The organism is Gramella sp. AN32 (assembly GCF_023718305.1).
In the GTDB taxonomy this organism is placed as follows: Bacteria; Bacteroidota; Bacteroidia; order Flavobacteriales; family Flavobacteriaceae; genus Christiangramia; species Christiangramia antarctica.
In genome coordinates this window covers 60,011-71,228 of sequence record NZ_QEYO01000005.1, presented here as the reverse complement: position 1 = coordinate 71,228, position 11,218 = coordinate 60,011, and the positions used below count along the sequence as shown (strand labels likewise).

The window sequence follows — 11,218 nt, the reverse complement described above, 5'->3', positions numbered from 1 at the left end:
ATTATTGATTAATAGGTTTATTTTAAAAACGGACAAATATAGGACTTCATAAATCAAATCCCAATATTTTCCTTTAGATAGTTTTAACTTTTAATTTCAATAAAAAAGCCACAATTACTGTGGCTTTCCTAATATGGTATGTTATTTTCTATGGATTAGAATTCCAAAAGGGCATTGGTTTTTTTGACACCTTCCGCACTTTCTTTCATTTTCGCCATTTCTTTGTCATCAAGTTTAATTTCAACGATCTTTTCCAGGCCATTTTTTCCTAAAATCGCAGGAACTCCAATACAAATATCATTAATCCCGTATTCACCTTCCAATAAAGCGGAACATGGAAACATTTTCTTTTGATCACAGGCAATCGCCTGAACCAAGGCAGAAACTGCAGCACCAGGTGCATACCAGGCACTTGTACCCAATAATTTAGTTAAGGTTGCCCCTCCAACTTTGGTATCTTCAGAAACCTGCTCTAATCTTTCTTCTGAAAGAAATGCAGTTACAGGAACACTGTTTCTAGTGGCCAATCTGGTTAAAGGCACCATTCCTGTGTCACTATGACCACCAATTACCATCCCGTCTACATCAGATGGAGGACATTCTAAAGCCTCACTTAACCTATATTTAAAACGTGCACTATCTAAAGCGCCGCCCATTCCAATAATTCTATTTTTCGGTAATCCTGTGGTTTTATGAACAAGGTAAGTCATCGTATCCATAGGATTGCTCACCACAATAATGGTTACGTTTGGAGAATGCTGGATAAGGTTTGAAGAAACATCCTTCACAATTCCTGCATTGATCCCGATCAATTCTTCCCGGGTCATCCCAGGTTTTCTTGGAATTCCCGAGGTGATCACGGCAATATCGGAATTTGCAGATTTTGAGTAATCGCTTGTACTTCCGGTTATTTTTGTATCAAAACCATTAAGCGTGGCTGTTTGCATCAGGTCCATTGCTTTCCCTTCAGCATATCCTTCTTTAATATCAACAAGAACAACTTCTGAAGCAAAGTTTTTAATGGCAACATATTCTGCGCAACTGGCACCAACTGCACCAGCTCCAACTATCGTAACTTTCATAAATGTAATATTTGATTTCTAAATTGTTTGACGCGAAATTACAAATAAAGCCAGAGAATTCTAATAAGGAATGGTTAAAAGGCTGGTATTTAGATTCTAAAATGCAGACCTAGATTAAGATTGAAAAAGTTTCCTGCAGTAACCATCGTACTCACTTTAAAGTTTGTAAAATATAAATTGAAGCCTACATCACCTTTGAATTGCGTTTCTGAATCTTCTAGAGCGACAATAGCATTATTAATTAAAGGCAAACCAAAACCGGTACCTCCAAATGCATAATCGAATTTAGATCCGGTAACTCCAAGTGCACCAAAAATTTCAAAGTTTTCATACTTTTTAGAAGCCAAAACCTCTGCCATCCATACATCTGCATGAACGTCTATTAAATTTAAGGTGACGACTTCAGGAACAGCAATTTGCTCAAATTCATACTTCACATCAAAGAGGTTATAAGAACCTGCCAATGCAAGCTGGAACATATCCCTTCTTCTTTTCAGCTGAAAATATTGCGTTAAATTATGTTTTAATCCAACACCATAAGTGCTAAACTTTGAACCGTCTACTGCCAGTTCAGGTAAGGCTCGTACAGCCAATTCAGTTCCTAAAGGCAATCCCATAGAAACCTGGGCAAAGGGATAAATCAAAGCTCCCTTATCAATACCGTCGATAGCATCGAATTCGGTAATTTCTATCGTTTGCCCTAAATAATTTATAGTACCTTCAAATTGCACATCGGTAGATTTTCCAAAAGCAGTAGGTAAAAGGACATTTCTCTCCCCACCCATAATGCTTAAAATCTTAAAATTATTATTTCCGGCAGCGAATTCTTTTTTACTCTGGGGAACAAAAAGGGCATTTCCCTGAAGAGAAACATTGAATTTCCATTTTTCTAACGGTGTGGCGGAACTAAACCAACCCGCACTCGCCTGGTAAGCGGCACTGCTGGCAGCAGGTCTGGCAAAACTGCCACCCAGGAAGAGCATATCTTCAATAAACAAGTCTACATCTGTTTGTTCCTGACTGGAAGTAACATTCGGAATTAACAAAATTCCGATTACGCATAGGTATAGGTATCTTTTCAAAATGATTTGGGTTTAGGGCGCAAAAATAATAAAATAATTGCCTTGAAGATATAATAACGCAAAAAACCCACACTTAGTTCTGTGTGGGCCTTCAATCTTTTTCAAATCTTATGCATCAATATTGGCATACTTGGCATTCTTCTCAATGAACTCCCGTCTCGGGGGCACTTCATCGCCCATCAACATGGAGAAAATCCTGTCGGCTTCTCCTCCATTATCAATGTTTACCTGTCTTAACATTCTATGCTCAGGATCCATAGTTGTATCCCAAAGTTGCGAGGCATTCATTTCCCCAAGACCTTTATATCTCTGGATTTGAACTCCGCCACTATAACTTTCAGCTATTTCATCCCTTTCCTTATCATTCCAGGCGTAACGCTTTTTCTGGCCTTTTTTCACAAGGTAAAGAGGTGGGGTGGCAATAAAAATATGCCCATTTTCAATCAACTCCTTCATATACCTGAAGAAAAAGGTTAAAATTAGTGTTTCAATGTGGCTACCATCTACATCGGCATCACACATGATCACCACTTTATGATAACGTAATTTGGAAAGGTTAAGCGCTTTGCTATCATCTTCAGTCCCAATAGTTACACCAAGTGCCGTATATATATTCTTGATCTCTTCATTATCAAAAACACGATGGGACATGGCTTTTTCAACATTCAGAATTTTACCTCTTAATGGCAAGATCGCCTGAAATTTACGATCCCTTCCCTGCTTGGCCGTCCCCCCTGCAGAGTCACCCTCTACAAGAAACACCTCGCATTGTGCAGGATCCTGTTCAGAACAGTCAGATAATTTCCCAGGCAGGCCACCAACACTCATGACCGTTTTACGCTGAACCATTTCACGGGCTTTTTTCGCGGCATTCCTTGCCTGCGCAGCTAAGATTACTTTCTGAACAATTGTCTTCGCATCATTGGGATTTTCCTCCAGATAATTTTCAAGCATTTCTGAAACTGCCTGGCTCACTGCTGAAGTAACTTCCCGGTTTCCTAATTTCGTTTTGGTTTGTCCTTCAAATTGAGGTTCCTGGACTTTCACCGAAATAATCGCAGTTAAACCTTCGCGAAAATCATCTCCGGTAATTTCAAATTTTATCTTATCAAGAAGCCCGGAAGCATCAGCATACTTTTTTAAAGTAGTAGTAAGCCCCCTTCTGAAACCACTTAAATGCGTTCCACCTTCATGAGTATTAATATTGTTAACGTAGGAATGAAGGTTCTCGTTAAAAGAAGTATTATAGATCATGGCAACTTCCACGGGAATATCGTTCTTCTCCCCTTCCATGGAAATTACATCACTAATAATAGCCTCACGGTTGCCATCTAAAAACCGGATAAATTCCTTTAAACCTTCATCAGAGTAGAAGGTATCCTGAACAAATTCACCATCATCCTCTTTTCTACGTTTATCTGTAAGCGTGATGGTAATTCCTTTATTTAAATAGGACAGCTCCCGCATTCTACTGGCCAGCGTGTCGTAGTTATATTCTAAAGTCTGCTGGAAAATACTTGGATCTGGCTTAAAGGTCACTGTGGTACCGCTTAAATCGGTATCCCCAATTTGTTTTACGGGATATTGTGGCTTTCCTAAATTATATTCCTGTTGCCACTTCTCTCCATCGCGATAAACCGTTGCGGTTAAATGTTCAGAAAGGGCATTTACACAACTAACCCCTACCCCGTGCAATCCACCGGAAACTTTATAAGAATCTTTATCAAATTTACCCCCGGCACCAATTTTGGTCATTACCACTTCAAGTGCCGATACTCCTTCTTTCTTATGAAGATCAATAGGAATCCCCCTACCGTTATCTTCAGTGGTGATGGAATTATCTTCGTTTATGGTGACTTTTATAGAATCACAATGGCCAGCCATCGCTTCATCAATAGAATTATCAACAACTTCATACACCAAATGGTGCAATCCCCTAACACCAGTATCTCCAATATACATAGACGGGCGCATACGTACATGCTCCATCCCTTCCAGGGCCTGAATACTATCGGCTGAATATTTATTCTTCTTAACTTCTTCGCTCATAAATACGCTAGTTATTTTGTCATTTTTTGATAACGAACAAATATAACGATTCACATTTTTTTAACAGCTAGAAGCAGGCTCTATAGCCTTTAAGTTATCAACAAATTATGTGGAAAAACCTTAACCCGATAGACAATTCTACCGGGTTAAGGAAACTTTGAAATTATAATCTTTAAATATGATTTAAGCCATCGCTTTTTTCATTCCCGGAGCTACGTGGGTTTCATTTGCCCTTCCGCTTGGATCCAGATCTTTTTGCCATTTCGGGATCCATTTTTTTACTGTTTTCGCTGCGGAATCCTGTGGATAATGCTTGTGAAAAATAGTTCGGTAAAAATAGGCTTCTTTCGTAGTTGGCGTATTTACAGGAAATTTACCCGCTGCAGTTTCTAATTCAGTATCAGTTACCTGTTTCGAAGCATATTCGATCAACTGATCGATCCAGTTATAGCCAACCCCGTCACTGAACTGTTCTTTTTGCCTCCATAAAACCTCTTGTGGCAAAAATGGCCTTTCCGGGGTATCAAAAGCTTTTCTTAGAATATATTTTTCAACACCATCATAGGTTTGTGCCATTTTCTCTTCAGGAACAATTTCCATAGCGGTTTGTAAAAATTCTTTATCCAGGAATGGAACCCTTGCTTCCAATCCATGTGCCATCGTAGATTTATCTGCTCTTAAACAATCTGCAGTAGCCAGTCGTTGTACTCTTCTCACAGTTTCTCTCTGAAATTCTTCCGCGGAAGGTGCATTTTTAAAATAAAGGTAACCTCCTAATATCTCGTCTGCTCCTTCTCCTGAAAGAACCACTTTTATACCTTTCTCAGCTATTACTTTGGAAAGGAAATACATAGGTGTACTTGCCCTGATGGAAGTCACATCATAAGTTTCCAGATGCCATACCAGTTTTTCAAGTATTTCGATCCCTTCTTCCACCGTGAAATGAATTTCATGATGTTCAGTTCCTAAAAAGTCAGCTACTTTTCTCGCCGCTACAAGGTCTGGAGCATCAGCATCTAATCCAATAGAAAAAGAATGCAATTTTTGACCTGAACCTTCAATCAAACGGGCGGCAATAGAACTTGTTAAAGAGGAGTCCAAACCTCCACTTAATAAGACACCTAAAGGCACATCGGCCATTAGACGTTTCTTGGTGGCGGCAATTAGGCTTTCCCTTAACTTCTTCAGGTCTAATGGCTGAACAGATTTTTCAGAATCAAACCACTCCGGCTGATAATATCTTACAAATCCCGTTTTTGGAGTGTAATAATGTCCCGGAGGAAAAGCTGAAAATTCTACACATGCATCTGCCAGAGCCTTCATTTCACTAGAAAACCACATCGCCCCGCTTTCGTCCTGCCCGTAATACAGAGGTTTAACTCCAATAGGATCCCTACCAACGATAAAATCTTCCCCGTCTACAACCACAAAAGAAAATACCCCATCTAGCATATCTACAAAATCATATCCGTATTTTTCATACATATGCACAATCACTTCAGAATCTCCAGTTGTTCTAAATTGATGATCTTTAAGTTCATTATTTCGCAATGCCACGTGGTTATAAATTTCTCCATTATGGATCATCCAGGCTTTTTTACTTCCCTGAATTGGTTGGATTCCCGTAGTAAGGTCTACAATAGAAAGACGTTCGTGAGCTAATACATAACCAGCATCAGTAATTTTGATCCCGCTTTCATCGGGACCCCGGTGAGACATTCTTTTAGAAAGATCCCGCACTTTTCTTGTATCGATATCTTTTCCTATAACTGCTAAAATTCCGCACATGACGTTTTGTTTTATAATTTCAAGGCAAATATTCATCATATGTGCATTTATGCAAACAATTAATCGATTATTGGTTACATTTATAAAGCAAATTTTTAATATTAGATATTGATATAAATTAAAATTGTAAATTTTTTATTCCTCGCTAACATTAGTGAATACGCCCGTAAATTTTAAGAGAACCTTTATGATATTTTAACAATTGAGAAGAGCGACATGAATTATCTTTAGGGAAATTATTAATTGAAATTTTAAAACATGAAAAAGCTTATAATAGGCGGTTTTAGCGCCATTTGTTTAATTTTTGCAAATCCGATTAATGCCCAGGAAGATGGAAAAGTAAATTATTCCAAAGCGGAATTGAATTTTTCAAAATTAGATTCCAGTCCAATGGATCTTGCTTTATATAGAGATAAAGACGAAGCTCCGGTTGCCAGGGTAATTTATAGCAGACCACAAAAACGAGAAAGGGAAGTTTTTGGGAAACTTGTTCCTTACGGAGAAGTTTGGAGAACCGGTGCGAATGAATCTACTGAACTTACCCTTTACAGAGATATGAAGGTTGCAGATGAAGTAGTTGCGGCAGGAAATTATACCATTTATACAATTCCTAATGAAAAAGAGTGGACAATAATTCTGAATAAGAGCAACAATACCTGGGGTGCTTATGAATATACAGATGAGCAGGACCTGGTAAGAATTAATGTTCCGGTGAGAAAGGCCCCAAATACGATCGAAGCCTTATCTATGGCTTTTGAAGATTCCGGTAACGGCGCTGATCTTTTAATTGGATGGGATAATAGTTATGTAAAAGTTCCTTTCAAAAACGCAAAATAATTCTAAGTTGAATTTATAAATTGAAAAGACCTTCAAAATTGAGGGTCTTTTTTTATGGAATATTTAAATATTTATGTGTTTGCAGAGAAACTTTCCACTGGGGATTTTTCATTACATAATCTACTATTAACGGAATCATCTTTTCACGATTGCTCCATTCCGGTTGTAAATATAGAATGCAATTTTCAGATACTTTAGCTGCCTGTTCTTCAGCGAATTTTAAATCATGCTTATTAAAAACAATCACTTTTAATTCATGTGCCAGGGGATAGATCTCTTCCGTAGGTAATTTAATTTTTTTTGGGGATAAGCAGATCCAGTCCCAAATTCCAGAAAGAGCATAGGCTCCGGAAGTTTCAATATGAATGGATGCGCCTTTATCTTTTAAACTTTGAGTTAATTGGGTCATATCCCAGGTGAGGGGTTCTCCGCCGGTGATCACAATAGTTTTACTATATTTTAAAGCATTTTCTACAATCTGGCCAATATGGGTTGGAGGATGAAGTTCTGCATTCCAGCTTTCTTTTACATCACACCAATGGCAGCCCACATCGCAACCACCAATTCTAATAAAATAGGCAGCAGTTCCTTTATGAAATCCTTCTCCCTGGATGGTATAGAATTCCTCCATCAATGGAAGCATAATTCCCTGATCTACCAGCTCTTTTGTTTCTTCTGAAATCATAACTGGCAAAGATAGACAAACTATTACTTTTAATCTGTTTAGGACAGGCTGAATAAGTCTGTCTCCCTAATTGGAAATGATGGTATTTTTTATCTCTTTTTTAGGATCATTGAGCCGGGTAAGAAAGCCATTGATCACGGCATATTTTACCTCATCATCCTGATATAGAAAAAAATTCGCGGCCATTCCCGGTTTTAATTCTGTGCTTGCTTCAAAGTCTTCAGAAACCAGGTTCAAAGGAAAGTAAGAGTATTTTTCCTTCAACATGGGAGCATCTACTTTTATATACGCATATCCTTCTTTCAATAAATTAATGACATCAAGATTTTTAAGCGCTTCATTTGAAGTTATTTTTTCCGGATAAATTTTTCCCATTTCTAATTTCATGCCCGTGGCATCCAGCTGTTCATACCCATAGCTGGTAGAAAGATCACCCTGATCTGTGATTTTTCCAACATTGTAAAATTCAGCATTATCATTTAGGTCAACCTCATCCCGGTTTACTCCAAGATCAAGGACATACGGCTTTCCATTTAACTGATACCTAAGACCTGTTATTTTGAGATCAAATAACATCCTGTCATTATTTGGAATTTTTTCATAATCAGAAATATTTTCAGATTTATAACTTCCGGTGGCGATAGCGTTTAAAGCAGACAGAATACTTACAAAATTTAGTTTTCGGATTTCCTGTTTCTCAGGATCGTTGGGATAACCACCAGATTCAATGAGAATGGTACTGGTTCCCCATTTTTGAATATTATCGCCAAAGGCCCTTGGTTCAAAATCGTCATTATATCTTCCTACCTGCCCCGGGGCAAACTCTTGCAAAACTTTATTCATTTTTACAATAATTTTCATGGCATTCCCCCTCACCTCATTTATTTCCTTTTCATAATTATACGCCGGAGCTAGAAAGGATATCGTCGCAGGTTTTTCAGTTCTTTCAGCATTATAATATTTACTTTGATCATGAAGGTTAAAACCAAAATCTGCATCTAAACTATCCCTGATCCTTTTTAGTGTTTTAGCCTCCGGTGACTGTAATCTTAAGGCATCACGATTCACATCGATTCCCAGGGCATTGCGCCGGGTAAATTTTTCAGCCCCATCAGGATTCAGCATAGGCAGGAAATGAATTTTCAGATTATCGAGCATCATTTTTTTCTCCTCGTTAAACTCTTCAGAGTTAAAAAAATTGAGGATATCAAAAATTGCCATGGTCGCGGTAGATTCATCTCCATGCATTTGGGACCAGAGAAAAACATCAACCGTCCCGTTTCCTAAACTTAAGAGATTAAGACTTCGGCCTTCGATAGATTCTCCCACCTTTTGAATTTGAACATTTTTCTGAAACTCATGCTTATCCAAAAGCCCAATTATATCCTCATGTTTTAAACGCCTATGGGTAATCTCTTTCTCTTTAAATGCTGAATAATTTTCAAAAAGTTCTTTTGAAAACGTATCATTTTGAGCGAATGAACTATGGGCAATTAATAGTAGTATTACGATAAGACCAGGTATTTTTTTCATTTTTTATATAATTTATTTTGAAGGAACCTCCTTAAAATTTCTACTTTTCAGGGCATTCCTAATCTCTTTCATAAAGTCTTCTCCGGGATCAACCTTTTCTGTCCGGTAACTAGGATCCTTTTCTAACCACAACTCGTGATCTTCAAAATTGGTGTATTCGTAATGGCCAATTACGTATTGAATATTGTATTTGTTACTTAAATATTTAACCAGCCAAATATTAGATTGCAATTGAGCATCAGTTAACGGAGTATTCTTAGTGCCTCCAACATTTTCAATCCCAATGGCTACATGGTTTAAGCCAATTACATGCCTGGCCATTACAGTTTCAGGCATTAGCCGGTAAATGACCCCGTTCCTATCTACCAGGAAATGGGAAGAAACATTTAACTGGCCCGCTCCTGAAATTGCTTCTCTGGATTGGGGTAATTCAGAATTCTTAAAGGCATTAAAAGAATCTTCCAGAGTTGGAATGGCAGTCCAGTGCAAAACAATCATCTTGGGAACAATGGAAGGAGAAGTTTTTTCAAGTCCGTAGCGATCCTTCATATACTGGAGGCTAAGATCAATTCTATCCTTCTTAAAATCGATAGGTTTATCTATAATTTTGTGGCCCCCGCAAGCTGAAAAACTTAGAGTAATGAGACCCGCTATCAATGACATTTTGATCTTTCTCATAAAGATTTCAATATAAAAAAAGGCCCTGCTATAAACAGGGCCTTAAATTTAAAGCATTTCTTTATTCATCCCAAAAAATAGGATCCAGCAATGATACATCCGGAACATTACTTCCATTCCTACTAACTTCAGAATCTGGATAGGCCAATCTGCGAATAAACATGCCGTTTAAATCTGGATTAATGTTCTTAGGTAAATCGAAATTTTCATAATTGTAATCGAATCTTCGAGCGTCGACCCAGGCTTCTGGTTGTAAAAATAAGGCAACCCATTTTTCTTTAAAAATATCATCAATCGTAAAATTATCCACTCCCATACTTACTTCAGCATTACCAATATAGGCATCAATTTCAGACGATGCTACCCCAACTTTCATCATATGAGCCCTTATCCCTTCAAGATATGCTTCATATGATCTACTCTTATCAATCCCAAAGGCAGCTTCAGCTTCAATAAATTTCTGCTCGGCATAAGTTCCCAGTAAAATTGGCGATTGTTCTGAAGAATAAAAATCTCCAGTTTCTAAAGTTGAACGTGCGCCCTGTTCGGGAGCATTGCCTCTTCCGGCGCCATTTTCAACCCCAATATATTCTCCATCATCGGTGGCACCAACTATTAATGGCAATCTTGGATCTTCAACTCCAAAAGTAGTCCCATCTAAAGCCTGAATAAATTGTTCTGAAATCCATCCACCCAATACTAGGTCAGCATTTCTGATAGCGACATTCGCCCAGGGATTGAATTGTTCTTCAAAATATTCTACCTGAGCATCATCTTCATTATTTTCAAAACCCATATCCAGTGCGGCCAAAACCGCGACAGGATCGTAATTTGCAGTTTCACTGTAATGATTTAAATATCTTGCCTTTAACATATAGGCGAATTTTATCCAGTTATCTGAATTACCATTATACACGAAATCATCATTTCCCACAGATGTACTGGTTTCTGCCGAAAGATTTGCGATCCCCTGATCTAATAAATTCAAAACTTCAGTATATAACTGCGCATCATCATCAAAAGCGGGCGTTACGGTCACAAAATTAAAACCTTCGGAATAAGGCACATCTCCCCATGCATCAACTGTCATCGCAAGATTATATGCCATCAGAATTTGACCGATACCTTCATAGTGATTTGCTCCTTCATCCTTAGCTTTAAGAATCATATCATTAATATCTGTCATTACATTATATAAAGAACCCCAGGTGCCACTATAACTCACAGGATCCATAATATCTGATGAGCTTGCTTCATTTGGAGAAGCAAGATATTGAACATAATTAGTCGTTATATCTCCCATGCGGAAGGTATTCTGCGCAGATTCATAAGTTGAATTAACCATTAATCCAGCAAGCGGTGCTTCGCTTGGATTATTGGGATTTTCATTAATATCCAGGTAATCGTCGCAACCTGCAAAGGCAAAAACCACAGCAAGGATTACATATTTATATAAATTGATTTTAAATTTCATATCTAAAATT

9 protein-coding genes are annotated in these 11,218 nt (G+C 37.9%); 1 reads left to right on the top strand and 8 read right to left on the bottom strand.

The features are described 5' to 3' along the window. Window positions 1-155: 155 nt before the first annotated feature. The 4 genes from mdh to asnB all read right to left on the bottom strand — a co-directional run bounded on the left by mdh (window position 156) and on the right by asnB (window position 6,001). Window positions 156-1,082: a malate dehydrogenase gene (gene mdh, locus DHD80_RS07535; RefSeq protein WP_251740550.1), complete on the bottom strand. Its 927-nt coding sequence runs from the start codon at window positions 1,080-1,082 to the stop codon at window positions 156-158. Between the two features lie 89 nt (window positions 1,083-1,171). Next, window positions 1,172-2,164: a DUF6588 family protein gene (locus DHD80_RS07530; protein WP_251740549.1), complete on the bottom strand. Its 993-nt coding sequence runs from the start codon at window positions 2,162-2,164 to the stop codon at window positions 1,172-1,174. Window positions 2,165-2,272: 108 nt separating this feature from the next. Continuing rightward, entirely contained in the window at window positions 2,273-4,213 is a 1,941-nt protein-coding gene (gene gyrB / locus DHD80_RS07525) for a DNA topoisomerase (ATP-hydrolyzing) subunit B (RefSeq protein ID WP_251740548.1), read from the bottom strand. Window positions 4,214-4,396: 183 nt separating this feature from the next. Further along, on the bottom strand, window positions 4,397-6,001 hold the full coding sequence (gene asnB, locus DHD80_RS07520) for an asparagine synthase B (RefSeq protein WP_251740703.1): 1,605 nt from the start codon (window positions 5,999-6,001) through the stop codon (window positions 4,397-4,399). 258 nt (window positions 6,002-6,259) lie between these two features. Between asnB and DHD80_RS07515 the strand changes: the two genes are divergently transcribed. Further along, window positions 6,260-6,838 carry a DUF2911 domain-containing protein gene (locus DHD80_RS07515; RefSeq protein WP_251740547.1) on the top strand — a complete coding sequence of 193 codons (579 nt, stop codon included), beginning with the start codon at window positions 6,260-6,262 and terminating at the stop codon, window positions 6,836-6,838. A 52-nt stretch (window positions 6,839-6,890) separates the two neighbouring features. On the opposite strand, the gene DHD80_RS07510 is transcribed toward DHD80_RS07515, so the two are convergent. From DHD80_RS07510 to DHD80_RS07495, 4 genes are all read right to left on the bottom strand, one after another. Next, a complete protein-coding gene (locus DHD80_RS07510; protein ID WP_251740546.1) occupies window positions 6,891-7,523 on the bottom strand; it encodes a 7-carboxy-7-deazaguanine synthase QueE in 633 nt (210 codons plus the stop codon). A gap of 66 nt (window positions 7,524-7,589) precedes the next feature. Next, window positions 7,590-9,056 (bottom strand): M14 metallopeptidase family protein, encoded by a 1,467-nt coding sequence (locus DHD80_RS07505; RefSeq protein WP_251740545.1) that lies wholly within the window; start codon window positions 9,054-9,056, stop codon window positions 7,590-7,592. Between the two features lie 12 nt (window positions 9,057-9,068). After that, the gene (locus tag DHD80_RS07500; protein WP_251740702.1) at window positions 9,069-9,719 is read right to left on the bottom strand and encodes a peptidoglycan recognition family protein; all 651 of its coding nucleotides are present in this window, start codon (window positions 9,717-9,719) and stop codon (window positions 9,069-9,071) included. Between the two features lie 76 nt (window positions 9,720-9,795). After that, complete coding sequence (locus DHD80_RS07495) at window positions 9,796-11,208, bottom strand: SusD/RagB family nutrient-binding outer membrane lipoprotein (protein ID WP_251740544.1); 1,413 nt, start codon at window positions 11,206-11,208, stop codon at window positions 9,796-9,798. Between the last annotated feature and the right edge of the window lie 10 nt (window positions 11,209-11,218).